The 26,950-nt window shown below is 33.3% G+C and carries 28 protein-coding genes; 15 read left to right on the top strand and 13 right to left on the bottom strand.

The genetic code is table 11. The annotated features are described in order from the left end of the window. Nucleotides 1-100: 100 nt before the first annotated feature. The 10 genes from CXF54_RS02880 to CXF54_RS02830 form a co-directional block, all read right to left on the bottom strand. The gene (locus CXF54_RS02880; protein ID WP_101202371.1) at nucleotides 101-1,996 is read right to left on the bottom strand and encodes an acetate--CoA ligase; all 1,896 of its coding nucleotides are present in this window, start codon (nucleotides 1,994-1,996) and stop codon (nucleotides 101-103) included. Nucleotides 1,997-2,288: 292 nt separating this feature from the next. Further along, nucleotides 2,289-2,654, bottom strand: a complete 366-nt coding sequence (locus CXF54_RS02870; RefSeq protein ID WP_101202370.1) for a response regulator transcription factor — start codon at nucleotides 2,652-2,654, stop codon at nucleotides 2,289-2,291. Between the two features lie 16 nt (nucleotides 2,655-2,670). Continuing rightward, complete coding sequence (locus tag CXF54_RS02865) at nucleotides 2,671-5,361, bottom strand: sensor histidine kinase (RefSeq protein ID WP_101202369.1); 2,691 nt, start codon at nucleotides 5,359-5,361, stop codon at nucleotides 2,671-2,673. Then, complete coding sequence (locus CXF54_RS02860; protein WP_090838691.1) at nucleotides 5,354-5,548, bottom strand: hypothetical protein; 195 nt, start codon at nucleotides 5,546-5,548, stop codon at nucleotides 5,354-5,356. Before CXF54_RS02860 ends, CXF54_RS02865 begins: the two co-directional genes overlap by 8 nt. A 207-nt stretch (nucleotides 5,549-5,755) precedes the next feature. Next, nucleotides 5,756-7,522, bottom strand: a complete 1,767-nt coding sequence (locus tag CXF54_RS02855) for a sodium:solute symporter family protein (protein ID WP_101202368.1) — start codon at nucleotides 7,520-7,522, stop codon at nucleotides 5,756-5,758. Nucleotides 7,523-7,553: 31 nt separating this feature from the next. Then, nucleotides 7,554-7,814 carry a DUF4212 domain-containing protein gene (locus CXF54_RS02850; protein ID WP_090838695.1) on the bottom strand — a complete coding sequence of 87 codons (261 nt, stop codon included), beginning with the start codon at nucleotides 7,812-7,814 and terminating at the stop codon, nucleotides 7,554-7,556. Between the two features lie 12 nt (nucleotides 7,815-7,826). Continuing rightward, nucleotides 7,827-9,074 carry a hypothetical protein gene (locus CXF54_RS02845; protein WP_101202367.1) on the bottom strand — a complete coding sequence of 416 codons (1,248 nt, stop codon included), beginning with the start codon at nucleotides 9,072-9,074 and terminating at the stop codon, nucleotides 7,827-7,829. A gap of 106 nt (nucleotides 9,075-9,180) precedes the next feature. Beyond that, the gene (locus CXF54_RS15680; RefSeq protein ID WP_157823377.1) at nucleotides 9,181-9,600 is read right to left on the bottom strand and encodes a terminase gpP N-terminus-related DNA-binding protein; all 420 of its coding nucleotides are present in this window, start codon (nucleotides 9,598-9,600) and stop codon (nucleotides 9,181-9,183) included. 153 nt (nucleotides 9,601-9,753) lie between these two features. Continuing rightward, entirely contained in the window at nucleotides 9,754-10,107 is a 354-nt protein-coding gene (locus CXF54_RS02835) for a DUF779 domain-containing protein (protein WP_090838700.1), read from the bottom strand. A gap of 78 nt (nucleotides 10,108-10,185) precedes the next feature. Next, nucleotides 10,186-11,685 (bottom strand): aldehyde dehydrogenase family protein, encoded by a 1,500-nt coding sequence (locus CXF54_RS02830; RefSeq protein ID WP_101202365.1) that lies wholly within the window; start codon nucleotides 11,683-11,685, stop codon nucleotides 10,186-10,188. Nucleotides 11,686-11,857: 172 nt separating this feature from the next. Between CXF54_RS02830 and CXF54_RS02825 the strand changes: the two genes are divergently transcribed. Beyond that, entirely contained in the window at nucleotides 11,858-12,778 is a 921-nt protein-coding gene (locus CXF54_RS02825; protein WP_101202364.1) for an AraC family transcriptional regulator, read from the top strand. Here the strand turns inward: CXF54_RS02825 and CXF54_RS02820 are convergent. After that, the gene (locus CXF54_RS02820; protein ID WP_090838706.1) at nucleotides 12,775-14,160 is read right to left on the bottom strand and encodes an alanine/glycine:cation symporter family protein; all 1,386 of its coding nucleotides are present in this window, start codon (nucleotides 14,158-14,160) and stop codon (nucleotides 12,775-12,777) included. The two genes, CXF54_RS02825 and CXF54_RS02820, sit on opposite strands and share 4 nt — an antisense overlap. Before the next feature lie 65 nt (nucleotides 14,161-14,225). Between CXF54_RS02820 and CXF54_RS02815 the strand changes: the two genes are divergently transcribed. The 7 genes from CXF54_RS02815 (at nucleotide 14,226) to CXF54_RS02785 (ending at nucleotide 18,987) form a co-directional block, all read left to right on the top strand. Then, nucleotides 14,226-15,317 carry a heparan-alpha-glucosaminide N-acetyltransferase domain-containing protein gene (locus CXF54_RS02815; RefSeq protein ID WP_101202546.1) on the top strand — a complete coding sequence of 364 codons (1,092 nt, stop codon included), beginning with the start codon at nucleotides 14,226-14,228 and terminating at the stop codon, nucleotides 15,315-15,317. Nucleotides 15,318-15,377: 60 nt separating this feature from the next. After that, nucleotides 15,378-15,941, top strand: a complete 564-nt coding sequence (locus CXF54_RS02810) for a TetR/AcrR family transcriptional regulator (protein WP_101202363.1) — start codon at nucleotides 15,378-15,380, stop codon at nucleotides 15,939-15,941. A gap of 69 nt (nucleotides 15,942-16,010) precedes the next feature. Beyond that, nucleotides 16,011-16,559, top strand: a complete 549-nt coding sequence (locus CXF54_RS02805) for a carboxymuconolactone decarboxylase family protein (RefSeq protein ID WP_101202362.1) — start codon at nucleotides 16,011-16,013, stop codon at nucleotides 16,557-16,559. A gap of 83 nt (nucleotides 16,560-16,642) precedes the next feature. Beyond that, nucleotides 16,643-16,957: an EthD family reductase gene (locus CXF54_RS02800; protein WP_101202361.1), complete on the top strand. Its 315-nt coding sequence runs from the start codon at nucleotides 16,643-16,645 to the stop codon at nucleotides 16,955-16,957. 2 nt (nucleotides 16,958-16,959) lie between these two features. Further along, entirely contained in the window at nucleotides 16,960-17,607 is a 648-nt protein-coding gene (locus tag CXF54_RS02795) for a DsbA family protein (protein WP_101202360.1), read from the top strand. A gap of 25 nt (nucleotides 17,608-17,632) precedes the next feature. Then, a complete protein-coding gene (locus CXF54_RS02790) occupies nucleotides 17,633-18,295 on the top strand; it encodes a peroxiredoxin-like family protein (protein WP_101202359.1) in 663 nt (220 codons plus the stop codon). Between the two features lie 2 nt (nucleotides 18,296-18,297). Continuing rightward, nucleotides 18,298-18,987, top strand: coding sequence for a haloacid dehalogenase type II (locus CXF54_RS02785; protein WP_101202358.1), 690 nt, complete (start codon nucleotides 18,298-18,300; stop codon nucleotides 18,985-18,987). 36 nt (nucleotides 18,988-19,023) lie between these two features. Here the strand turns inward: CXF54_RS02785 and CXF54_RS02780 are convergent, their stop codons facing one another. Together CXF54_RS02780 and CXF54_RS02775 are read right to left on the bottom strand one after the other, a co-directional pair. Next, the gene (locus CXF54_RS02780) at nucleotides 19,024-19,971 is read right to left on the bottom strand and encodes a phosphoribosylaminoimidazolesuccinocarboxamide synthase (protein WP_101202357.1); all 948 of its coding nucleotides are present in this window, start codon (nucleotides 19,969-19,971) and stop codon (nucleotides 19,024-19,026) included. Nucleotides 19,972-20,014: 43 nt separating this feature from the next. Further along, complete coding sequence (locus CXF54_RS02775) at nucleotides 20,015-20,968, bottom strand: PhoH family protein (RefSeq protein WP_090838722.1); 954 nt, start codon at nucleotides 20,966-20,968, stop codon at nucleotides 20,015-20,017. Nucleotides 20,969-21,076: 108 nt separating this feature from the next. On the opposite strand from CXF54_RS02775, the gene CXF54_RS02770 reads away from it, so the two are divergent. From CXF54_RS02770 to CXF54_RS02740, 7 genes are all read left to right on the top strand, one after another. Continuing rightward, complete coding sequence (locus CXF54_RS02770) at nucleotides 21,077-21,913, top strand: S-adenosyl-l-methionine hydroxide adenosyltransferase family protein (protein WP_101202356.1); 837 nt, start codon at nucleotides 21,077-21,079, stop codon at nucleotides 21,911-21,913. A 38-nt stretch (nucleotides 21,914-21,951) separates the two neighbouring features. Beyond that, a complete protein-coding gene (locus CXF54_RS02765) occupies nucleotides 21,952-22,248 on the top strand; it encodes a putative quinol monooxygenase (protein ID WP_090838727.1) in 297 nt (98 codons plus the stop codon). A gap of 27 nt (nucleotides 22,249-22,275) precedes the next feature. Next, entirely contained in the window at nucleotides 22,276-22,989 is a 714-nt protein-coding gene (gldF, locus tag CXF54_RS02760; RefSeq protein ID WP_101202355.1) for a gliding motility-associated ABC transporter permease subunit GldF, read from the top strand. 1 nt (nucleotide 22,990) lies between these two features. Then, nucleotides 22,991-23,476, top strand: a complete 486-nt coding sequence (locus CXF54_RS02755) for a hypothetical protein (protein WP_101202354.1) — start codon at nucleotides 22,991-22,993, stop codon at nucleotides 23,474-23,476. Beyond that, nucleotides 23,469-25,136 (top strand): gliding motility-associated ABC transporter substrate-binding protein GldG, encoded by a 1,668-nt coding sequence (gene gldG, locus CXF54_RS02750; RefSeq protein ID WP_101202545.1) that lies wholly within the window; start codon nucleotides 23,469-23,471, stop codon nucleotides 25,134-25,136. Before CXF54_RS02755 ends, gldG begins: the two co-directional genes overlap by 8 nt. Before the next feature lie 85 nt (nucleotides 25,137-25,221). Continuing rightward, the gene (gene dnaN, locus CXF54_RS02745) at nucleotides 25,222-26,340 is read left to right on the top strand and encodes a DNA polymerase III subunit beta (RefSeq protein WP_090838733.1); all 1,119 of its coding nucleotides are present in this window, start codon (nucleotides 25,222-25,224) and stop codon (nucleotides 26,338-26,340) included. 172 nt (nucleotides 26,341-26,512) lie between these two features. Continuing rightward, complete coding sequence (locus CXF54_RS02740) at nucleotides 26,513-26,893, top strand: hypothetical protein (RefSeq protein WP_101202353.1); 381 nt, start codon at nucleotides 26,513-26,515, stop codon at nucleotides 26,891-26,893. Nucleotides 26,894-26,950: the final 57 nt, after the last annotated feature.

The following is a 26,950-nucleotide window of genomic DNA, read 5'->3' as shown; positions in this document are numbered from 1 at the left end:
CGATACAATTTTTTCATACTTTAAAAATCACTCGATGTGACGTTATCTTCTGGTCTAATAAGATAGAGTGATGCCATTTTAAGAGCATTGTATCGATAGCTTATTTATGAATCCCAATACTATGGGTTTTATATACTATTTTTATTTCGTCTATAATTGTAACATCATCAATGGTTGATGGTATATTATACTGTTGTTCGTCTGCGATATTACGCAACAATTTACGAAGAATTTTTCCACTTCGTGTCTTTGGCAATCGGTTTACAACTAACACCTCTCTAAAAGAAGCGACTGCACCAATTTCTTGACGAACGGCTTGTATTATTTGGTTTTGAATCGCATCGTTATCTAAAGCTGTTTCTGTTTTTAAAACCACTAACCCTAATGGTTTTTGCCCCTTAAGCTCGCAATGGACACCAAATACAGCACATTCTGCTACCGATTTATGCGAGGACACAATTTCTTCCATTTCTGCAGTCGATAATCTGTGACCCGCCACATTAATAACATCATCTACACGACCGGTTATAAATACATAACCATCTTCGTCTTTATAACCACCATCTCCTGAAAAATAATAGCCAGGAAAACGCTCTAAGTACCCAGATTTAAAACGCTCTGGATTCCCCCATAGGTTACTTAATGTACCTGGTGGTAAAGGTAGTTTTACAGTAACGTAGCCTTCTATACTAGACTGTACCTCTTCTCCCTCTTCATTTAAAATCTGGATATCATAACCACTTACAGGCAAACTTGCTGATCCTGGTTTTATTTCCTGTAGTCCTACACCGACCATATTAGAAATCATTGGCCAACCACTTTCTGTTTGCCACCAATGGTCAATTACTGGTACATTCAATTTTTCTTCAGCCCATTTTAAAGTAGCCACATCACAACGTTCTCCTGCCAAAAACTGATATTTTAAGCACGACAAATCAAAACGCTTTAACATATGCCCATTTGGGTCTTCTTTTCGTATTGCTCTAATAGCGGTAGGCGCTGTAAACATTGCTTTTACATTATGCTCGCTAATCACACGCCAAAAAGTCGATGCATCTGGTGTTTTGATGGGTTTTCCTTCAAACAGAATGGTTGTGTTTCGATTTAATAATGGTCCGTAAGCAATAAAACTATGTCCTACAACCCATCCAACGTCACTTGCAGCCCAAAATGTTTCGCCTTCGTTTACGCCATAAATGTATTTCATAGCGAATTTTAAAGCGGTTGCATAACCACCTGTATCTCTTATAATCCCTTTTGGTGTGCCTGTTGTTCCTGATGTGTATAAAATATATGAAGGGTGTGTAGACTCTATAGCAACAGCAGCAATGGAGGGCGATGCCTCTACTAAAGTTGTATAATCTATATCGTAGCTTTTCTTCGGAATCTCAACACCTAAGGCTCTATCAAAAACGATAACGTGTTCTGGTTTGTTTTTGGCTTTAGTGATGGCTTGATCTACAAATGGTTTATAAGGTATTATTTTCTGAATCTCTACTCCGTTGGATGCTGTTATAATTGCTTTTGGTTTACAATCGTCTATCCTGATAGCCAACTCATGTGGTGCAAAACCACCAAATACTACCGAATGTATTACGCCTATTCTAGCACAAGCTAACATAGCATATAACGCTTGCGGAATCATTGGCATGTAAATAATACATGTATCCCCTTTTTGCAATCCTAAACTTTGCAATCCACCTGCAAGTTTTGACACTTCGTGATGTAATTGATTAAAAGTAATATGTTGTTTTACATTAGTTACAGGAGAGTCGTAAATAATAGCATTCTGATCGCCAAAACCCTCCTTGATATGTTTATCAATACACAGATAACTTAAGTTAAGTTGCCCATCTTCAAACCATTGATCATAGTCATATTTATCCTTAGACAATATGGTTTTTGGCACTTTAAGCCACTCCAATTGCATAGCTTGTTCTTGCCAAAATTGCGTTGGTTGGTCTATACTTTTTCTATAAAATTCTTGATAATACATAGCTAGGCTTTTTTAGAATTAAATAAGCCGAACCAGTTGGGATTAAGTACTTTTAATTTGACAAGTGCATAGATTATAAGCACAAAACAGAGTCCCAAAACAATTGAGAGCATTGGGCTTGTATAGGTTTGACTTTCAAATTTAAACCTAAGATAAAGCGTAGCGATAATATAAATACTAATTATAATATCTGACGCTAATGGGTTGATGTGAAATTTCATGTCTTTAAACTTTAATTAAACTTAGTTTGTTTGCACACAAAACCAATTTTAAATAAACTTAAAAAACTGTTTTAAGTCATTAGTTCCAATATTTCTGAAACTATTTTTTTTACTGAAAAAGGTTTTGTTAAATACTTATCTGCTCCAAGTTTTAAACCTTTTTCAATATCTGAAGCTTTATTTTTCGCAGTTAAAAACACCACTTTGGTATCCTTTAAACTATCTGTATTTTTAATTTGCGTTAAGGTTTGAAAACCATCAACGTTTGGCATCATAATATCTAACAAAACCACGTTAGGAATATGATGTTTTAATATCTCTAAAGCCTCACTTCCATCTCTTGCAATAAACACTTCAAAACCTTGTTTTTTGAAAGTGTATTCTAACGACATAACAATATTTGGCTCGTCGTCAACAATTAAAATTTTCTTCTTCATACTTTACGACAACAATTTACTTAAAAGGTATGGTAAAAACAAGCGTTGCGCCATTTTTAACGTCTTTTTTTGCCCAAATTTTCCCGTTATGCTTTTCTACAATTTGTTTTGTAATTGCTAAACCTAATCCACTGCCTTGTGGTTTGATGGTATTTTGGTGTTTTGACTGATAAAATTTATCAAAAATAAACTTATGATCTTCTTCCGGAATTCCTTTACCATTGTCTGTTACAGATATTTCTACCATTTGATTTCCTAGCTTATAATCTATTTCAATAACTCCTGTTTTTGGATTACAAAACTTGATGGCATTAGACAGTAAATTGGTTAATACCTGCAGAATACGATCCTCGTCATAGTTAGTACTAAACGCATGTGGGTTTTTATTAACTATTTTAACGTCTTTTTTAGCTGCTATCTGAGAAATACTACTAGTAGCTTTGTGTATTGTTTTCTGGATATTTTGATATTGTAAATCCAAGTGCAAACGCCCTGTCTCCAACTTTTCAAAATCAAGGATATTATGTATTAAGCGTCCTAAACGATCGGAATCTTGAAGGATATTTTTTAAAAACTGTGCCTTAATGTCTTGTGGCATATCATCGTCTTCATCCATCAACAACTCTGTTGCAGCTCTAATACCAGTAATTGGTGTTTTTAACTCATGCGCAACAGTGTCTAAAAATTCGTCTTTTTGCTTATCTTTACTTATTAATTCATCATTAGCCTCTTTTAACTTTGAAGATAGCTGAGATAATTCATTTGATTTTTCTATTAATACTTTATTACTGACGATATTTTCTTTAGACTCTTCTAAAATCTTTAAAACTTCGACTAAACTAATTTGCTCTTCCTTGACTACGCTGGCAATTAATATTTTGGCTGAAGCCGAACCAATACTTCCTGTTAACAATTTTTCTGAGAAATTAATTAATCTAGCATCCGCTAATTGTGTGTCTTGAGGTAATTTGTATTTAGTGAAGAATATAGTCAGCGCACGAGTGGCTCTTTTTTCACCTAAAAACCGAATTAATACACTTTTAATATCAGAAACGTAAGCTTCTCCTTTCCAAACCAATGCATTATCCTGAAGTGTCGTAAAGTTATTACTATCCACAAACATCTCAGCATAATTACGCTCTCTGTAATTTCCTTTTGAGGTTAATGAAAACACCGAATAACATAACATGTTAAAAGTAATACTCCAGAAAAAAGCATGCGCAGGCGGACTTAAAAAATCAATACCAAATAACGCATAAGGTTTTAAAGCTGAAATACCGAACAAACCAAGTTGCGTAAAATCATCCGTACCTGTGTAAGCTTGAAGTGTAAAAGGTAACACTAATGTATACACCGCTATAAAAAAACCGACTAATATCCCTATAATTGCTGCTTTAGAAGCCCCTCGATTCCAATATAATCCTATAAAAAAGGAAGGCGCTAATTGCGAGATAATAACAAACGATATTAAACCAATAGAATACAACGATAATTCTTTTGAGAATAACACATAGAAAAAATAGGCTGTAATAATGATTGTAAAAATAGAAATACGTCGGATATTCTTGATGTACTTAGAGTTTCGTTCTGGTTGATTTTTTATAAACTTATCTAAAAATCCATAAGGAATAATCAAGTTATTACTCACCATAGTAGACAATGCCAAAGTGGACACAATAACCATTGATATTACAGCTGAGAAACCACCTAGAAAAACTAATGTTGCTAAAAACGAATTCCCATTTTCTAATGGTAATAATAACGAGTAATATTCTGCATTCTGAGTCGATCCAAACGTGATTTTACCTGCCCAAGCTATAAAAATAACAAACAGATTAAATAATAATAAATACAATGGGAACAACCAAATAGCCTTTTTAAGATGTTTTTCTCTGTTATTTTCTAAAACCGAAACCTGAAATTGTCTCGGTAATAAAAATATTGCCATAAAAGACAATCCTATTAAGAAAAACCAGTTAAAACCATCCTCCACACCACTAAGCGTGGTGAGTTGTTTAAAATTTTCAGTTTTTGAAATCTGATTATAAATATCTGTAGTCCCATCAAACAAGTAATAGGTCACATAAACTCCAATAGCCAAAAAGAATACTAGTTTTAAAACCGACTCAAAAGCCACAGTAGCAATAATTCCTTTATGTTTTTCGGAAGCATCCGCATTTTGTGTCCCGAAAAAAGTAGCGAATATCGCTAACAACAAAGCGACATAAAAAGTAGAATCGTCAATTACAGTTGTAGAAACATAACTAGTATCGTCAGACATAATCTCAAACGTTTCGGATACTGCTTTTAATTGTAATGAAATATAGGGCAAGGTTCCAAACAAACAGACTATGGTTACTAACGCTCCAAGAAATCGACTATTTCCGTAACGTAGCGAAATAAAATCGGCAATAGTTGAAATTTTATGTTGTTTAGAAATCCTAATAATCTTCCGAAGCACAACAATCCACAAAGGCGCTGCTATAACTGGACCTAAATAAATTGGTAAAAAATTAATTCCTGAATTTGCTGCAATACCAACACTTCCGTAATACGTCCATGCAGAGCAATACACTGCTAAAGACAGCGTATACACATAAGGATTGTTAACCCATTTGCTTTGTTTCTTTTTTTCACCAAGAAAAGCAATGTAAAATAACACCGCTAAATAAATTACAATTATGGCAATTAGTGCGTAGTTATTCATAGTGACGTTTTAATACGATATATGAAATAACGATAGATACTAACCAAATTGAAAATATTGAAAAATATAAGGTTGGAATACCAAAAATAGCACCTTCAAAATTAAAGACTAAGATAAATGGGACATTAAAAATTAAACATAATGCTATTGATAATACAACTAGCTTTTGTTCGTGGCGTTTTTTCATTGGAAATTATTATCTAAATATATTTATTGATTAGACTTCACCTAGCTCAGTCTGACATGATTTGAGCAACAGAATTTAGTTTATTTTACTAATATAAGAAATCAGCACTACATAAATGTAATGCTGATTTGCATACTAACTAAATTAAAATTAAGTTCTTTAATTTTTAGCGAAAGCTAAAAACGATTAAAGACCGAACTCAATGCCTTAATGATCTTGAGCTTCTCCAGCTCCTGAAGGGATTCTTATACTTTCAACCATATCTTGTACATTCTGAGGTGGCGCAGGTGTTAAGCGCGATACCACAAGTGATACCACAACATTTAAAATCATTGCTATAGTACCAAATCCTTCTGGAGATGTACCAAACCACCAATCTTCTTTTGTACCACCACCAAACATGTCGAGTTTAAATTTCATCATGTAGAATAACATTAAAACAATACCGACAACCATTCCTGAAATAGCACCTTCGCTATTCATACGCTTATCAAATATTCCTAAAATAATAGCTGGAAAAAAGGACGCTGCTGCGAGGCCAAATGCTAGTGCGACGACCGCTGCGACAAATCCCGGCGGATTAATACCGAAGTACCCCGCAATTAAGATGGCTACAAAAATGGCGATTCTTGCGACTTTCAATTCGTCTTTATCAGAAATATCCGGCTTTAATTGTTTTTTAACTAAATCGTGAGACACAGATGTCGAAATTACTAACAACAATCCTGCTGCTGTAGATAGTGCTGCTGCCAATCCTCCGGCTGCGACTAATCCAATAACCCAATTGGGTAGGTTTGCAATCTCTGGATTTGCCAATACCATAATATCTCTATCTACGTAAAGCTCGTTTGAAGCATCACTAACATTAGACACGATACGTTCTCCACTTGCACCTCTAGCATCCGTATATATTGGTTTTTTACTTGATAAAGCATCACCTGCAACATATTGGATTTTTCCATCTCCATTTTTATCAGACCACGCTATTAACCCAGTGTTTTCCCAGTTTTTAAACCATTCTGGAATTTCTTTATACTGTTTATTACTAACCGTTTCAATTAAATTAGTTCTTGAAAATACTGCAATTGCAGGTGCTGTTGTATATAAAATAGCAATTAAAAATAAGGCATAACCAGCAGATTTACGGGCATCTTTTACTTTTGGCACTGTAAAGAAACGTACAATTACGTGCGGTAATCCTGCAGTACCAGTCATTAATGCTAATGTAATTGCAAAAACATCCCAAGTAGATTTTGTTCCGCTAGTATACTCGTTAAATCCAAGTTCTGTATGTAATAAATCTAATTTATCTAATAGAAAAGCACCACCTTCAACCTTACCTCCCATTCCAATTTGAGGAATAATGTTTCCTGTCATTTGTAAAGAGATAAAAAATGCAGGCACCATAAAAGCGAAAATCAAGACACAATATTGTGCGACTTGCGTGTATGTGATTCCTTTCATACCCCCTAATAACGCAAAAGTTAAAACAACCGTCATCCCAATGATAACACCTATATTAATATCTACTTGTAAGAATTGAGAAAACACAATACCTACACCACGCATTTGACCTGCAACATATGTAAATGATACAATTAATGCGCAAATTACTGCTACTGTTCTTGCTGTGTTTGAGTAATATCTATCTCCAATAAAATCTGGCACTGTAAACTTACCAAATTTACGCAGGTAAGGTGCTAATAATAACGCTAACAGTACATAACCACCAGTCCATCCCATAAGATAAACTGAGCCATCATACCCTGAAAAGGAAATAATACCAGCCATACTAATAAAGGAGGCTGCACTCATCCAATCGGCTGCGGTAGCCATACCATTTGCTAACGGAGAAACACCTCCACCAGCAACATAAAACTCTTTAGTTGAGCCTGCTCGGGCCCAAATTGCTATTCCAAAATATAAGGCAAAAGTAATTCCTACTAATAACCATGTCCAAAATTGTACACTCATAATATCTTATTTTTTAAGTTATTAGTTTAGACTACTCGTCAAAACCGTATTTTTTATCTAATTTGTTCATTAATCTTACGTATACGAAAATTAAAATCACGAATACATATATAGATCCTTGTTGGGCAAACCAAAAACCGAGTTTAAATCCTCCAAGTCTAAATTGATCTAACTCTTCTCTAAATAAAATGCCACATCCAAAGGATACCACAAACCATATGACAAGAAGTATTGCCAAATATTTAATATTTTCTTTCCAATACGCTGACGCGTGTTTTTGTTTATCACTCATAGTTGTTAGTTTTTATAGATAAATCATAGCTTGAAGCGAAATAGTGTTTGCATCTAAAGCCCCAAATTCTTGGTTTTTATATTCTAAAGTTAATTTTGAATTATGTCCACTCATATAAGCGTTAACACCAACACCTAATATAGATCTGTCATCACCTACAGCATCATAACTATGCGTACCGTAACTTACATAAGGTTGAAATCTTGTTTTTGTAACATCGCCTTTAAAGACATAACCAACATGACCATAAATCATACTTCCAGTACCATAAGCACTGTATAAGTAATCTTTACCGTAATCGCTATTTTGATAGACCGCATAAGCCGTTATTGCGCTTCCATTATCACCAAGTGGCGCATCATAAAAAGCATCTACTGCAAAGATTGAAATATCCTCACCTTCTAAGTTTGGTGTTAATGCTGTACCAGTATCAATTACAGATCCTTTTGGATGCAAGAAGAACCCTGCTCCAATATTAAAAATCTTTTTTCCTCCTAAATAACTTCCTACTTTGTACGGCAGAAAATTAGATTCTTGATCTAAGAAATTATAATCAAAATAACCGGCGTATGTTTTACCCGCATCTTTAGATCCTAAAGTAGCACGACCATTATAAACTGCGTCTCCACCAGCAACTGCTGTGCGACCGTCCAATGTTGATACCGCAGCGTCATTAATAGCGACACGATATTGAAGCTTATCAAATTTACCTTTTGCAAAAACACCTAAATGACGCGCAAATTGATCGGATAAACCAATGGTTGCCCAAGATTGACGGTTGTTATCCAACGTCATCATATTAAGTGTACTTTGATTATTTAGTCTTGAAATACCATTAAAATAATGTAAACCACCACCAACAGTATGGTCTTTACCTAAATTGTATTGTGCCCAAACATCATGAAAAAAGAGTTGAGAACCATCTCCTTTTCCTGTTGGACTTAATGTAGAACTTGTTAAACTGTTTAATCCAAAGTGTGTTACGATTAAAAAGTCTTTATTAATTTGTGCAAACATTAAAATACGAGCACGACGTAAATTAAAATTTAATTTACTGTTCTCGTTTCCGTTTGCATCAAATGTATCGTCTGTATTATAGTTAGCTTGGACTTGCGCCCAAGAAATAAGCCGAAGATATTTAGAACCATCTTCGTTAAACTTAAACTTAAGACCTCCATCATAATCGGGAGAGCCTTGAGCGGTCATTAATTGAAAGGACATTAAAAAGAGTCCTGCCAATAATAGGGTTTGTTTTTTCATTGTTTAAAGGATTAATTAGTAGTTAATTGGTTTTGTGTGCACTACTAAGCTCTTAAAAACAATGTGTTAACAGAAAATTAATATATTTATCTGTTAATTTATTATACTAATCTTTAAAACGCTCCCATTTAATCAACATAAATTTATCCCCTAACTCAGTAACAACAACACCTGCGCCTTTAATATTTTGAGCATTACTAAAATAAATACCCAGTTCTGTAGCGTTTAAAATCTTATAGGTTGGATGGTAATTAGAATTATAAGGGCGTTTAATATTGTACTTTTTCACCCAATTCATGATACTGACGTGAGAGATCCCTAAAATGCGTTCGATTTCTCGATAAGTCAATCCTTCTAAATATAATTGCAGTGACTTGTTAACGTAGTAGTCATCTATCTTCTTACCGATCTTATTAACAGAGAAAAAATAGTTGCATTTTTTACACTTATAACGCTGTCTATCGTTAACAATTCCGCTTTTAATGTAATGGTCTGATCCACAATTGGGACATAAATCTACAGTCATGTATATTAATTTAGCATAAATATATCAATTTAGCAATAAAATAAAAACCAAATTGTTAAATAATTAATTATTACCCCAAAAAAAAGCCCTAAAACCAACAATATCATTGATTTTTAGAGCTTATATTATTAAAATCGGAATACCTATCTGAAATCAGCTATTAAAAAAAGCCTCCTCTTCTGTAGTTAATAATCTAGAATGAATTAAAAACCGAAGTCCTAAAGGGATTTCTAAAGAAAAGCTAGCACCACGACCTTCTGTTATGTCCACAGTAAGGTGTGTGTGCTTCCAATATTCAAATTGATCTTGATTCATATAAAAATTAACGCCTTTTAACGTTCCTAACAACACATCGCTTTCATCCAGATACATATCCCCTTTTTCAAAAACCATAGGCGCAGACCCGTCACAACACCCGCCACTTTGATGAAAAATTAAATCGCCATGTTTTGCTTTTAGTTGTTCCAAAACCGTTATTGCTGCTTCTGTAATTGCTACTCTTTCCATAACTTAAATGTATTAAAAAAGGCTGAATTAACTAAACTCAGCCTTTTGTGTTACTAATAAAACGTTTCTAAATAACTACTAAAAGAACCCTAATTTGTTTTTATCATAAGAGATTAACATGTTTTTAGTTTGACGATAGTAGTTTAACATCATCACATGATTTTCTCTACCAAATCCAGATTTTTTATAACCTCCAAATGGTGCATGCGCAGGATACGCGTGGTAACAGTTTACCCAAACACGACCCGCTTTTATTGCACGCGGAATTTGATATAATTGGTGTGCATCTCTAGTCCAAACGCCTGCTCCAAGTCCGTAAAGCGTATCATTAGCAATTTCAATCGCTTCAGCCTCATCTTTAAATTTAGTCACACAAGCTACCGGTCCAAAAATTTCTTCTTGGAAGACTCTCATTTTATTATGACCTTCTAATAAGGTTGGTTTTATGTAAAACCCATTTGCTAGATTACCACTTAGATTATTTGCAGATCCCCCGGATAATACTTTGGCACCTTCGTCTTTACCTATTTTAAAATACGATTGTATTTTCTCATGCTGATCTTTAGAAGCTTGTGCCCCAACCATTGTATTTACATCGTATGGGTTATCTTGTATAATGGCATTTGTGCGCGCCACAACGCGTTTCATAAACGCATCATAGATATCTTCTTGAACCAATATTCTAGAAGGTGCAGTACAAACTTCTCCTTGATTAAAAGCAAATAATACCGCACCTTCAATAGCTTTATCTAAAAAGGCATCGTCATGATCCATAACAGAGTTAAAGAAAACATTTGGAGACTTACCACCTAATTCCATAGTTACAGGATTCAAGTTTTTAGAAGCATATTGCATAATTAATTGCCCCGTTGTTGTTTCTCCTGTAAAGGCTACTTTATCCACTTTCGCGCTTGACGCTAATGGTTTTCCGGCTTCTGGTCCAAAACCATGCACTATATTTATAACACCTGGAGGGAAGACGTCTGCAATTTTCTCCATTAATAATGTTGCTGTAGAGGGTGTTTGTTCTGCAGGTTTTAAAACCACACAATTACCTGTTACTAATGCTGGCGGTAGTTTCCAAGACAACATTAATAACGGAAAATTCCATGGTATAATTTGACCAATAACACCTAAAGGCTCCTTAATATTCATGGATAATGTGTTTTGATCTAACTCGGTTGCACTTCCTTCTTCAGATCTAATACACGCTGCAAAATAACGCCAATGATCTATTGCCAAAGGGACATCTGCATTTAAAGTTTCACGGATAGGTTTACCATTATCGCAGGTTTCCATAACTGCAAACTCCTCTAAATTTACTTCAATAATATCGGCTACTTTATTTAATAACGTGGCTCTCTCTGTTGCTGAGGTATTTCCCCAAGCTTCTTTGGCAGCATTGGCAGCATCTAAAGCCAGCTCGACATCCTCTTTCTGAGAACGCGGATATTTTGCAATTAAACTATTATCAATTGGTGAGGTATTCTCAAAATATTGCCCACCAATAGGAGCGACAAATTTTCCATTAATAAAATTAGCATATTTCTCTTTAAACTTAGGTTTAGAATAACTCATATAAATTGATGTTAAATTAGTAATTAGATAATTTTCTGTTCTAAAAAATATATTATCTTTAGTTTTGATAAAGTTATTTTATCAAATCCGAAGTTTATTGCACGTATTTATCATAATTGTGAACATATCTCTTATTAACAGATCTGCTGACTAAAATTTTGTAATATTGACTATGAAACCGCTTTTAAATCAACATCTAAATACCAGAAAACTAACCACTTTAGTAGAAAACAGAACGACTTATAGTGCCGACTATGCAGAACTTAATATCTATGAGACACACGCTTTCGCGGAAAAAGTCTCGTTGACATTTAATTTTCCAATTATAGCAAGCATGTTAACTGGCCAAAAAGTTATGCATATTGATGGTTATGATCCTTTTGATTTTTTTCCAGGCGAATCTGTAGTTATGCCTTCTAATAAAGAAATGGTTATTGACTTTCCAAATGCAACACAAAATAACCCAACACAATGTTTAGCTTTGGGAATTGATGCCTTTAAAATTGATGAGGTTGTTGAAAAATTTAATCAACAAGTCGCTATTGAAAATGAGAATAATACTTGGGATTTAAATGAAACCACATCACACTTAATAAATAACACAGATGTTAATCATTTAATAGAACGCCTGACTTACACTTTTACAAACAATAATAAATCTAAGGATGTGTTGTTGGATTTAATGATTCAGGAATTAATTGTTAGGCTATTACAAACCAAAGCCAAGTCTTTAATTATTAATGATCCTAATCAGGTTTTTAACGACACCAGAATAGGCACCGTTATTAAATACATAAAAGACAACTTAACTAATAAAGATATAAGCGTGAATCTATTAGCAAAAAAAGCTTACATGAGCACGTCGCACTTCCATAAACAATTTAAAAATACCTTAGGCATCTCTCCTATTGATTATATAAATTCTGAAAAGATTAAATTTTCTAAAAAGCTAATTAAAGAATCTAAAGATTTTAGAATGTCTGAAATTGCCTTTAAATCTGGTTTTAATAATACCAGTTACTTTAATAGACAATTTAAAAAAATGGAACTAATGACGCCTCAACAATTTAAGGCGTCCGTAAATAAAGCTTAAACTTGTTTTGCCTCTTTCATCCTCTTAAAATAATCTTTTGCTGCTTTTATTACTCTTGGCGATAAGATTAAAGTTGCTGTCATTGTCGGAATTGCCATTAATGCAAAAACACCATCAATTAAATTAATCATTAAAGCTAAAGATGTTGTTGCTCCTAAAATAATACTGACTATATAAAAGTAATTGTAGTAGTGTTTGTTTTTATCTCCTATTAAAAAGGATAAACATTTACTTCCGTAATAAGAATACGAAAACAGTGACGATACACTAAACACAACAATACATATTAACAATAGATACTTACCATAAAGTGGCATTGCACTACTAAATGCTTTTGCTGTTAAGCTAACTCCATTAGCATCTGTGGTTTCCCAAACACCAGTTACTAAAATAGCTAAAGCAGTAAGTGTACATACAATTAATGTATCTATTGCAGGTCCTAACATAGCTACTAAACCTTCGCGAATAGGCTCGTTAGTTTTTGCTGCACCATGCGCTAAGGGCGCTGTACCTATACCTGCTTCGTTTGAAAATGCACCACGTCTGATACCTAAAACTATCAATCCACCTAAAAGACCTCCTAAAAAAGCATCTCCTTTATAATTTTCTGCTGCAAAAGCATCTGTGAAAATCAATTTAAAATAAGTTGGCACGACTTCCGCATTAGCGAACAAAATAATAAGTATCAACACAAAATATAGTAATACCATACTAGGTACTAGTTTAGATGCCACCTTGCTTATTCGGTTTAAACCCCCTAAAATAACCACTGAAGTAATAGTTACTAATACCAATCCTATGATTAAATTTGAGGTAAAATTTACAGTAATTCCGTTAGGTTTTAAGACAATATCGTTGATGGCTTGCGTTAATTGATTGACATTAAAAACGGGTAATGCACCTATTAATCCACAGGCGCTAAAAAACATAGCTAACGGTTTCCAGTTTTTACCTAATCCTTCCATTATAAAGTACATTGGACCACCTTGGGTATTACCTTCACTATCCTTACCACGATACATTATAGCTAAACTTGAAGTAAAAAACTTGGTAGACATCCCTACTATTGCACTAATCCACATCCAAAATACAGCGCCTGGCCCTCCAATAGAAATGGCCACTGCTACTCCTGCAATATTCCCCATTCCAATGGTCGAGGATAACGCAGTTGTCAAGGCTTGAAAATGAGTGATTTCTCCGGTGTCTTCTGGGTTATCATACTTACCACGAAGGACTTGTATGGCATGTCCCAAATACCTAAATGGTAAAAATTTAGATAATATCAATAGATATAATCCACCTCCAATTAATAAAATTAGTAAAGGTAAACCCCAAACAAAAGAAGCAAAATCTCCAACCCACTCATTTATTTTATCGTACATATTATTCTAAAGTTTTAGACTTTAAATATAACTATTATCTTTACATGACTAACAAATATTACTACTTGAAACCAACCAGACTATTTTTTCTTGATGCTGTTAGAGCTTTTGCTATACTAATGATGCTACAAGGTCATTTTATAGATTCGCTTTTAAACCCGATTTATAGAGACACCTCTAATACGGTTTACAATGTATGGGCCTATTTTAGAGGGATTACCGCACCTACCTTTTTTACAATTACAGGATTAGTCTTTGTGTTTTTATTATTAAAAGCTAAAGAAAAAGGCACAGAACGCGAGCGAATTAAAAAAGGAATTAATCGCGGGCTATTGCTTATTATATTAGGTTATGCCTTACGATTCTCGTTTTTAAGCTTGATGTATGGTAAAGTTAACATGAATTTCCTACAAGTGGATGTCCTGCAATGCATAGGGTTATCGCTATTAATTTTAATCTTATTATATAAAATTAGTTTTAAAAACGAATGGGTTTTAGCACTACTCTTCTTAATTCTAGGGTGTGGTATTTTTGTTTCTGAACCGTTGTACCGCACTTTAAATCTAGCGGATGCACCAATCCTTTTTGTTAATTATATAAGTCAGCAAAATGGCTCTGTGTTTACTATTATTCCATGGTTTGGCTTTGTTGCTTTTGGTGGCTTTATTGCTGTATTATTTTTCAAGTTTGGACATAAAAACAACTACAAACCTTTAAAAATTATTGGTTTTCTGGTTGTTGGTTTGGCATTAATATTTTTTTCCAGTGCGGGTTTAAAACTTATGGATAACCTGTTTGATATTCCGTTATTTAATAAAAGTGCTAACTACAATTATTTGTTTAGTAGACTAGGTAATGTATTAGTGATCTTTGGCATATTCTACACTTTTGAAACGTACCTTAAACAAGCTATAATTACTAAAATAGGACAAAAAACATTGTCTATTTATGTGATTCATTTTATGATTATCTACGGTAGTTTTACAGGTTTAAGCTTAAAACACTTTTTATACAAGAGTTTAAATCCAACCCAAGCCATCCTTGGAGCGATAGTGTTTATAGTGGTTGTTTGCTTTATTTCATTTTATTACGTAAAAACCAATACTTATATTTACAATAAGATAAGACGCTTTTATAAAAAGCTAAAAACTAAATAAATGTTAAAGTGTATTATTATATCTAACCGATTAGTTAGTTTTGTCGTGTAATTAAAAATAATGGCTAGAAAAAAGCAATATATAGAGGAGGAAGTTGTTGACAAAGCAATGCAATTGTTTTGGCGTAATGGCTACGAAAACACATCTATGCAGATGCTTGAAAAAGCAATGGGCATTAATAAGTTTTCCATCTACTCTAGCTTTGAAAGTAAACATGGTTTATTTCTAGAAAGCCTAAAACAATACAAAGCAAAAGTCAGTGTGACTTTAGAAAAGTTAAAAAACGGAACACAAGGTGTTGAAGACATCAAACATTTTTTTTACGATTCTGTAAGTTCTAGTTTTAAAAGCGACAATATAAAAGGCTGTTTAGTAACAAACACGTATAATGAGTTTTCTGAAACTGAAGATGAATTAGTGAAAGCACAAATGACTGCTTTTATGGCTAATCTAAAAGATATTATTATCCAAAAGTTAGCATTGGATAACAATAAAGACGAAGCGACAATATTAAAACAAGCTAACTTTTTACTTTTAGCAAAGCACGGATTAGCTGCTGCGTCAAGGGTAAATACAAAACAAGAAATAGAAGATTATATAGAAATGATTTTTAAAACAATTTAAAATCATTTTTTTTAAACAATAACTAAACGAGCGTTTAGAAAAATTAACAAACAATTAATAAAAATAATTATGACAACTTTAAAAATTCACAACATCGCCTCTGCTCCTGAACAAGCAAAACCATTATTAGAAAAGTCTCAAAAGGCTTACGGGATGATTCCTGGGTTACATGGCGTATTAGCTGGAGCACCTCAATTATTAGACGCATACCAGCAATTACATGAGTTATTTACACAAACATCTTTTAATGAAGAAGAATTGACTGTGGTTTGGCAAGCAATAAATGTTGAACACGGATGTCATTATTGTGTCCCTGCACACACAGGAATTGCAAAAATGATGAAAGTTGATGATGCAATCACAGAAGCTTTACGTAACGAAACAGCTTTAGAAAATCCTAAACTAGAAGCTTTACGCACAATGGCATTAACAATTGTTAGAAACCGTGGTAATGTAACGCAAGACGATTTAACAACTTTTTATGCTGCTGGATATGGTGAGCAACAAGTATTAGAAATTATTTTAGGGTTATCTCAAAAAGTAATTAGTAACTATACAAACCACATTGCCAACACACCTGTTGATGATGCTTTCAAAGCTTTTGCTTGGAAAAAATAAGAGTATCCCATTATTACTAATAAATAGCTGTAAACCTTCTGTTACTTTTACAGAAGGTTTACTAATTTTATAAAAAACATATTATGATAAAAGTATCTGTAATGTACCCAAACGGTAAAGACGTCACGTTTGATTCTGATTACTACACTAACAGTCATTTACCAATGATTGTTAATGCACTTGGTGATGCCTTAAAAGGTTTAGAACTAGACTTAGGTATTGCTAGCAGAGTTCCGGGAGAGCCTGCTCCTTATGTCGCTATTGCACATTTAAAATTTTATGATGTTGCTGCTTTTCAAGCTGCTTTTGGACCTCATGCAAAAACGTTTGCTGCTGATGTCAAAAATTATAGTAACGTAGAGGGACAACTTCAAATTAGTAACCTAGTAACTTTTTAATTATGACAAAAAAACTTAAAATAGATATCGTATCTGACGTTGTATGTCCTTGGTGTACCATTGGATACAAACGCTTAGAAAAAGCAATCAAAGAACTTGGTGTTGAAGATCAAGTAGAAATAGAATGGCAACCGTTTGAGTTAAATCCAAACATGCCTGCCGGAGGTCAAAATGTAAACGAACATATTACAGAAAAATATGGCTCTACAATAGAACAACAAAATCAGTCCAAACAACACATGAAGGAAGTTGGGGCTGAATTAGGGTTTACTTTCGATTATTTTGATGACATGCGTATGGTCAACACTTTTGACGCACACGTTTTATTAGAATATGCTAAAGATTTTGGTAAACAAACAGAACTAAAAATGACACTTACTAAAGCGTTTTTTAGTGATCGTAAAGATGTCTCTAAACATGATGTTTTAAGAGCTGCATTGTTAGAAGTTGGTTTAGATGCTGACGAAGCTTTAGCTAAACTAGACAATGAAGAAGCCCGTAAAGAAGTTAGAACAAAACAAGACTATTGGAAAAACATGGGCGTAAATTCTGTGCCAACTATTGTTTTTAATAGAAAAAGTGCAGTTACAGGCGCACAGCCTGTGGATACCTTTAAACAAGTGCTTTCAGAATTAATCGCTGAACAATAATATTTAATTATAAAATCACAATACTATGGATACCACAAAAAACACAGGAACTTTAGATGCCTTATTAGATGTTAAGCGTCAAGACGGTGCTTCAAAATTTACTGAGGAGAAAAAGAAAATTTACGCTGATGGTATTGCTAGTGTTTCCGATTCAGGAATCCTAGATACCGCTTTAAACGTTGGTGATAAAGCACTAGACTTTTCATTAAAAAATCAACTAAATCAGACCGTATCTTTATATGACCAATTAAAAGATGGTCCTGTTGTGCTAACATGGTATAGAGGTGGTTGGTGCCCGTATTGTAATATTACTTTACACTATTTACAAGATAAATTACCTGAAATTAAAACTGCAGGTGCTACACTTTTAGCATTAACACCGGAGTTACCGGACAACTCATTAAATACTTCTGAAAAAAACAATTTAGAATTTTCTGTATTAAGTGATGTTGGTAATGTTATTGGTAAAAATTATGGTGTTGTATTTAAATTAACTCCAGAAGTAGCCACTATTTATAATAATGGTTTTGGTTTAAATGAAAAAAATGGAGACGCTAGTAACCAATTACCACTAGCAGCAACCTACGTTATAGATACAAATGGAATTATACAATATGCGTTTTTAGATGCTGATTATACCAAACGTGCAGAAGTTTCTGAGATAGTAACTGCATTAAAAAAACTATAGTTATGAGTAGCCTAACCAGACCTAAAGTTTTATTTTTTGATGTAAACGAAACCTTATTAGATTTGACGATAATGAAAAAACAAGTTGGTGACGCTTTAGGCGGAAACGAAGCGTTGTTATCATTATGGTTTACTACAATGTTACAGTATTCATTAGTGGTATCTGCTAGTGGGCGTTATGAGCCTTTTGGACATATTGGTGCTGCTGCATTGCAAATGGTAGCCGCCAATCATGACATTACTATTCCAGAAGACAAAGCGCGAGATATTATTGTAAATGCGATGCAAAATTTACCACCACATCCAGAAGTTAAAGAAGCCTTAGCTGAATTAAAAAAAGAAGGTTATACTTTAGTTGCATTAACTAACTCTAATAAAGAAAGCTTAAAAAACAAATTTGAAAACGTTGGTTTAACTTCTTATTTTGACGCGCTATTAAGCATTGAATCTGTGGGAAAATTTAAACCTTTTACAGATGTTTATAATTGGGCTTCAACAAAAATGAATGTAAAACCAGAAGAGTGTATGCTTATTGCTGCACATGGTTGGGATGTTGCAGGCGCACTTTGGGCGGGCTGGAGAGCTGCTTTTGTAAGTCGTCCAGGACAGCAAACATTTCCGTTAGCACCACACACAGAAATAAACGAACCAGACTTAAATAAAATAGCTGATATTCTTATTTCTTATAAATAAGGATATCAGCTATTATTAAACTTAAATAATTAAGTCTTATTTCAAATAGGCTAAAACATTAGCTTCAATACGTTCTTGTATGTTAGACACCTCTGCTTTTACAAAAGGTTCTCCCATAATATTTTCGTATAATTCAATATAGCGTTCTGATACCGTTTCAATATACGCATCAGACATAACAGGTACAGTTTGACCTTCTAAACCTTGAAAATTATTAGCAATTAACCATTGTCTTACAAACTCTTTAGACAGTTGTTTTTGTGCTTCGTTATTATCCTGACGCTCTTGATAACCTTCTGTATAAAAATAACGAGAAGAATCTGGCGTATGGATTTCGTCAATTAAAACAATTTTTCCGTCTTTAGTTTTACCAAATTCATATTTAGTATCTACTAATATTAATCCTCGTGAAGCAGCTATTTCAGTACCTCTTTGGAATAATTTACGTGTATAATCTTCTAAAACAATATAGTCGGCTTCACTAACAATTCCTTTTTTCAAAATATCTTCTCTAGAGATATCTTCATCATGATCACCTATTTCTGCTTTAGTTGCAGGCGTAATTATAGGCTCAGGAAACTTATCGTTTTCCTTCATCCCTTCTGGCATTGCAACGCCACAAAGCATACGTTTTCCATCTTTATACTCGCGTGCAGCATGACCAGACATGTAACCACGTATTACCATTTCTACTTTAAAAGGCTCGCATAAATGCCCAACAGCAACGTTTGGATCCGGAGTACCTGTTAACCAGTTTGGCACCAAATCTTCAGTCGCTTTCATCATGCTAGTTGCAATCTGATTAAGGATTTGTCCTTTATACGGAATTCCTTTTGGCATTACCACATCAAACGCACTAAGTCTATCTGTTGCAATCATGACCAATTCTTCGTCATTAATATTATAAACTGCTCTAACTTTTCCTTTGTAAAGGCTTTTCTGATTCGGGAAGTTAAAATTGGTATCTATTATTGTATTACTCATTACTTAATCTGGTAATTTATTTATTTTATATTTTTTTAAAAATCTAATCTACATTTTCGATGTTCTTGTATGCTTCAATAATTTTCTTAACTAATTTATGACGCACAACATCTTTATCATCAAGAAAAACCATTCCAACACCTTCTACCCCTTTTAAAATAAGCAACGCTTCTTTTAAACCAGAAATGGTACGACGTGGTAAATCTATCTGTCCTGGATCACCGGTTAGCAAAAACTTAGCATTTTTACCCATTCTGGTTAAAAACATCTTCATTTGTGCATGTGTTGTGTTTTGACCTTCGTCCAAAATAACAAATGCGTTATCCAATGTACGTCCACGCATAAATGCTAATGGTGCAATTTGTATGGTTCCGTTATCTATATAATGTGCTAATTTTTCCGCAGGTATCATATCTCGCAAAGCATCATAAATAGGCTGCATGTAAGGGTCTAATTTTTCTTGCAAATCTCCTGGCAAAAACCCTAAATTTTCTCCTGCTTCTACTGCAGGTCTAGTTAATATGATACGTTTAACTTCTTTATTTTTTAAGGCTTTAACAGCTAATGCAACACCTGTATATGTTTTTCCTGTACCGGCTGGTCCAATAGCAAAAACCATATCGTTTTTACGCATCAGCTCCACCATTTTACGTTGGTTGGCTGTAATAGCTTTAATTGGTTTTCCGTTAGCACCATGTACTAAAACTTCTCCACTTTTTTCTGAAGTCTTATAATCGTCACTACTTTGACTGGTTAATACACGTTCAATAACGTTTTCATCAATAGCATTATATTTAGAAAAATGCTTAATCAACATAGTCATTCTACGATCAAATTCTTCTAAAAGCTCCGCATCACCAATGGCTTTAATTTTGCTTCCGCGCGCAATTATTTTAAGTTTTGGAAAGTATTTTTTTAAAAGAGTTATGTTCTCGTTTCCTGTTCCAAAAAACTCTTTTGGAGAGATCTCCTCTAGTTCAATAATTATTTCTTTCAAAAGCGTGGATTTATTAAATTAGTCTGTACAATTTTATTAGTTTTGTGTATCTAACAAACTTACACAATTTTTGTGTGTTTAAGGTTAAAAAAATATCAACAATACTACATGCCAATTATAACGCTTACCACAGATTTTGGAGAGAAAGATCACTTTGCTGGCGCAATAAAAGGAGCTATTTATAGTGAATTACCTGAAGTAAGAATTGTTGATATCTCTCATTCTGTCTCACCATTTAATAGTGCAGAAGCTGCATACATTATTCAAAATGCATACAGTAGCTTTCCAAAAGGAACTATTCATGTTATTGGAATTGATTCAGAAATAAACCCTGAAAACAAACATATTGCGGTAGAATTGGACGAGCATTATTTTATCTGTGCAAACAATGGAATAATGAGTATGATTGCCAATGAAATTGCACCTTCTAAACTAGTCGAAATTAATATACACGACAAGATAGAAACTAGTTTTCCTGTATTAGATGTTTTTGTAAAAGTGGCCTGCCATATTGCGCGAGGTGGTACATTAGAAGTTATTGGAAAAGCGATTAGAAATATAAAGCCAATTAAAAACTTAGTCCCTTACGTTAATGAGGAACAAACCCAAATTATTGGAAGTATTATATATATTGACAATTACGGTAATGTAGTGACTAATATTAGAAAAAACTTTTTTGAAACACTTCAAAAAGGACGCCCTTATGAGGTCTCTGCTAGAAACTATAAGTTTAAAAAAATACAAAATAAATATAGTGATATTGTTAATTTTGAAACGCCCGAAGACAAACGTAATGACGAAGGACGTGGTCTGGTGGTTTTTAACAGCTCTAACTACCTAGAAATTGCGATATATAAAAGTAACAACCAAACCGTTGGTAGCGCAAGTAGCTTAATGGGATTAGGAATAAGAGATACTGTTACTATTAATTTTTTTAAAGAGTAATTATTTCGCTTAAGCGGAAATTAAAAAAGGTAAAAATCATGTTTGTAAGAATTGTAAAATTAAGTTTTGCTGAAGAAAATATTGACACCTTTTTAGCTAATTTTGAAATCATAAAGTTTAAAATAAGAAACTTTGAAGGCAACCAATTATTAGAATTGTATCGCGACAAACACAATAGTAATGTGTTTTTTACGTATAGTTATTGGGATGCTGAGAGCGACTTAGAAAACTACCGAAACTCTGAACTATTTAAAGGTATTTGGGCAAAGACAAAACCGTTGTTTAATGCCAAACCCGAAGCTTGGAGTGTTGATAAGTTAGCATCACTTAAGTAATAAATAATACAAAAACCAAGAAAAAGCATGCTAGCCATACTTAAAAAAGAAATAAATTCATTTTTCGCTTCGCCAATAGGCTATTTAGTGATTGCTATATTTTTGCTATTAAACGGTCTCTTTTTATGGGTGTTTAAAGGCGAATTTAATATACTAGACAATGGATTTGCAGATTTGTCTCCGTTTTTTTTATTAGCGCCTTGGATTTTAATATTCTTGATTCCTGCGGTAACCATGCGTAGTTTTAGTGACGAGAAAAAACAAGGAACATTAGAGTTACTTTTAACTAAACCTATTAGCACATTACAGTTAGTATTAGGCAAATACCTTGGTGCTTTTGTATTAATAATTATCGCATTATTACCAACAATATTATACGTCTATACAGTATACCAATTGGGAAATCCAACAGGAAATATAGATTTTGGAAGCACTTTAGGGTCTTATTTTGGACTGTTATTTTTAGTGGCTGCTTACACTGCTATTGGTGTATTCGCATCCACATTATCCGATAATCAAATTGTAGCCTTTATTGTTGCCGTATTTTTATGCTTATTCTTTTTTATAGGTTTTGAAGGGATTGCTGATGTGGCTTCCAGTAATATGATTGAGCAATTGGGGATGAATGCGCATTATAAAAGTATGAGTCGTGGTGTTTTAGATACTAGAGATATTATTTACTTTTTAAGTGTAACTATACTGTTTATTGCGCTAACCAAATTCAATATCAAAAAACAATAATATGGTTATTACTATTACTTTAATTATATCGTTTGTTGTTGTTTTTGTTTTGGCTTGGTTATTTATAAAAACCATTGGAGATAATAAATGGGTCAGCTTACTTATTACTTTAATTGCGACACCACTACTCTATTTTTATATGTTTTACCCTTTAGTAAATATCTTTTCTAACTACCATCATCAAAAATATTTTAATGCTGAAAACTGGGCAGAATACCCTGAACTGCGTTTTGAAATGATGGACCAGCTAAATAAAGACAATCAGTTAATTGGAAAAACTAAAGCACAGATAACTACGGATTTTGGTACTGCAGAATGGTTTGGTTGGGATGATAGCATCAAAGCCAACTCTAAAGACCAATGGAACTATAATATGGGCTTTAAACCAGGTGCTTTTAATAATCAACAAGAGTGTGTCGAGTTTAAATTTAAAAACGATACCATAGTTGCTGTTAAAACCTATAAACTTGAGAAAAAATTTGAATAAACTTATCAAAAATATCGCACTTATAGTCGTTGGTTTAATACTACTAAACGTACTCTCACAGACTGTTTATAAACGCTTCGATTTAACTACAGATCAACGTTATACGCTTAATCCTTCCGCTTTAGCGATATTAGACAAAGCTGACGCACCCATTGTAATTGATGTCTTTTTAGAAGGGGAAGCATTTCCTTCAGAGTTTAGAAAACTACAATTAGAGACCAGACAATTATTGGAAGAGTTTAAGGCTTATAACAACAATATCAGTTTCAGTTTTATTAATCCTATTGAAAATGATGCAACTCGTGATCAAACCATTCAGCAATTAAATGATCGAGGATTAACACCAATGCAATTAAATGTAAAGGAAAACGGAAAATCTAGTCAAGCCGTTATATTTCCTTGGGCATTAGCCAGTTTTAATAATACAACCGTAAAAATTCCTTTAGTAAAAAACACCATTGGAGCAACGCAACAACAATTAGTTACAAATTCTGTACAACAATTAGAATACGCCTTTGCTGATGGGATTAGTAAATTAGTTAATCCTAAACGTCGTAAAATAGCAGTTTTAAAAGGTAACGGACAACTAGAAAACAAATACATTGCAGATTATGTAAAGTCTATTAGAGACTACTATTTTATTGCCCCTTTTACGTTAGATAGCGTTGCTAATCAGGCGGAAAACACCTTGAAAAAACTTCAGGAATACGATTTAATTATTTCGGCTAAGCCAACAGAAGCTTTTACAGAGAAAGAAAAATTTGTTTTAGATCAATATACCATGAATGGTGGAAAAAGCCTATGGTTGCTAGAACAAGTCGCTATGGACAAGGATAGTCTTTACAACGACTTAGGTAAAAATGTGGCCATCCCAATGGATTTAAAACTAACTGATTTTTTCTTTAAATATGGTGTACGTATTAATCCATTAATTGTAAGCTCTATGTACTCTGCTCCTATTACTTTAGCTTCTGGCGAAGGTAGTGATAGCCAGTTTCAAAGTTACCCATGGACGTATTCTCCGCTTGCAAAAGGAAACACGAAGCATCCAATTGTAAATAATTTAGACTTTTTAAAGTTTGACTTTGCAAATCCAATGGATGTTTTAAAAAGTAGCACTAAGAAAACTATATTGCTACAAAGTGCACCTTTAAGCAAACTAGAAGGGACTCCAAGAGAAATAAGCTTGGATATGGTAAACGACCAATTAGATCCTAAAAGCTTTAATAAAGGTCCGCAAACGCTTGCTGTTTTGCTAGAAGGCACCTTTACATCTGTTTATAATAATAGAGTAAAACCGGTAAATCTACCAAATACCAAAAATGAAAGTGTACCAACCAAAATGGTCGTGATTAGTGATGGTGATATTATTAAAAATGAAGTAGGCAGAACTGGCCCAGAAGAACTTGGTTTTGATAAATATACAGGGCAGACTTTTGGGAATAAAGAATTTTTAATAAATGTGGCTAATTATCTTTTAGACGACACTGGACTTATAAACATTAGGTCTAAAGAAATTGCGGTTGCCTTTTTAAATCCTGAAAAAATAAGTGCCGAAAAAACAAAATGGCAACTCTTAAACATCTTATTACCATTGGTTTTATTAGGTGTTTTTGGATTTGTATTTAACTACTTAAGAAAGAAAAAATACGCTAAGTAAGTGTTGATAAGTTTGTTTCTTAATTTAAGACATTAACAATATATTTGTAAGACCAATTATTAATAGTATTAATTTCCATATATAGATGAAATTTATTGTATCAAGTACTTACTTACTAAAACAATTACAGGTTTTAGGAGGTGTTATTAACAGCTCGAATACACTGCCAATTTTGGATAATTTTTTATTCGAATTAGACGGAACAAAACTAACCGTATCTGCAAGTGATTTAGAAACAACTATGTCTTCAGTATTAGATGTAGAAAGTGATAACGAAGGTAGCGTTGCTATTCCTGCACGTTTACTTTTAGATACTTTAAAAACGTTTCCAGAACAACCGTTAACGTTTGTAATTGAAGAAAACAATACAGTAGAGATTAGCTCTAATCATGGTAAATACGCTTTAGCTTATGCGGATGGTAACGAGTTTCCAAAAGCAATTAGCCTAGAGGATCCAAGTAATACAAAAATGCCGGGTCATATTTTAGCAACTGCAATTAACAAAACTATTTTTGCTGCTGGTAATGATGATTTAAGACCTGTAATGAGTGGTGTTTTCTTTCAGTTTTCTACTGAAGGTTTAACGTTTGTAGCTACAGATGCTCATAAATTGGTAAAGTATACAAGAGCTGATGTACAAGCATCTCAGGTTGCAGAATTTATTATGCCTAAAAAACCTTTAAACTTATTAAAAGGAATTTTAGGAGCAAGCGACGAAGAAATCACTATCGAGTATAATGATTCTAATGCTAAATTTACTTTTGAAAACACAGTATTAATCTGTCGTCTAATTGATGGTAAATATCCAAACTACGAAGCTGTAATACCAAAAGAGAATCCAAATAAATTAACAATAGACAGAACTCAATTTTTAAACTCTGTACGTCGTGTTAGTATTTTCTCTAACAAAACAACGCACCAAATTAGATTAAAGATTGCTGGAGCAGAATTAAATATATCTGCAGAAGATATTGACTACTCTAACAAAGCTGAAGAGCGTTTGACTTGCGATTACCAAGGAGATGACATGCAAATTGGATTTAACTCGCGTTTTTTAACAGAGATGTTAAACAATCTAGGATCTAACGATGTACAATTAGAATTAAGTATGCCAAACAGAGCAGGTATCTTAACGCCTATTGACGATTTAGAAGAAGGAGAACATGTTACAATGTTAGTTATGCCAGTTATGTTAAATAGCTAATAACTACCGCTTAAATAATATTAAAAAAGGCAACTCTAACGAGTTGCTTTTTTTTTGACAAATAACCAATGTGTTATTGCTACTTAATTTAGTACTTTTAGCGCTTAAAACAATATTATTAATTTCCCTCAGTTATTATAATTACATTTTATTGAAACAATTAATCCAAAGTATGAAAAGTAACATTAAACTAATACTTTTAGTTCTAGTATGCTTAACACAGTTATCTTGTCAAAACGATAACAACACAACAAGTACAACTAGTAACAATTCCATTATTGGAGAATGGTTAAGAAGTGACTACTTAGTTGATACATCTACAGAATATAAATTGTTTTTTTATGAAGATAATGCTAATGGCTTAATAACAGAACAACTAACCACCCAAGCAGGAATTATATCTAGTGCCAACCCATTTACTTGGACACTTAACGAAGCTGAATTAATTATAACCGAACAAAATGGCACAGAAACCATAACATCAGTGCAATTTTTGGAGAATGGAAATCTAATTTTAGAAAATTTTTCGACTTTAGAATTTATAAGACAATAAACGCAAACAACATAGTATATAACCTAAAAACGCAACCCTTACAGGTTGCGTTTTTCT

Origin of the sequence: Olleya sp. 1-3, assembly GCF_002836085.1 — a bacterium.
GTDB classification, from domain to species: domain Bacteria; phylum Bacteroidota; class Bacteroidia; order Flavobacteriales; family Flavobacteriaceae; genus Olleya; species Olleya namhaensis.
This window is presented reverse-complemented; position numbering and strand designations above follow the sequence as displayed.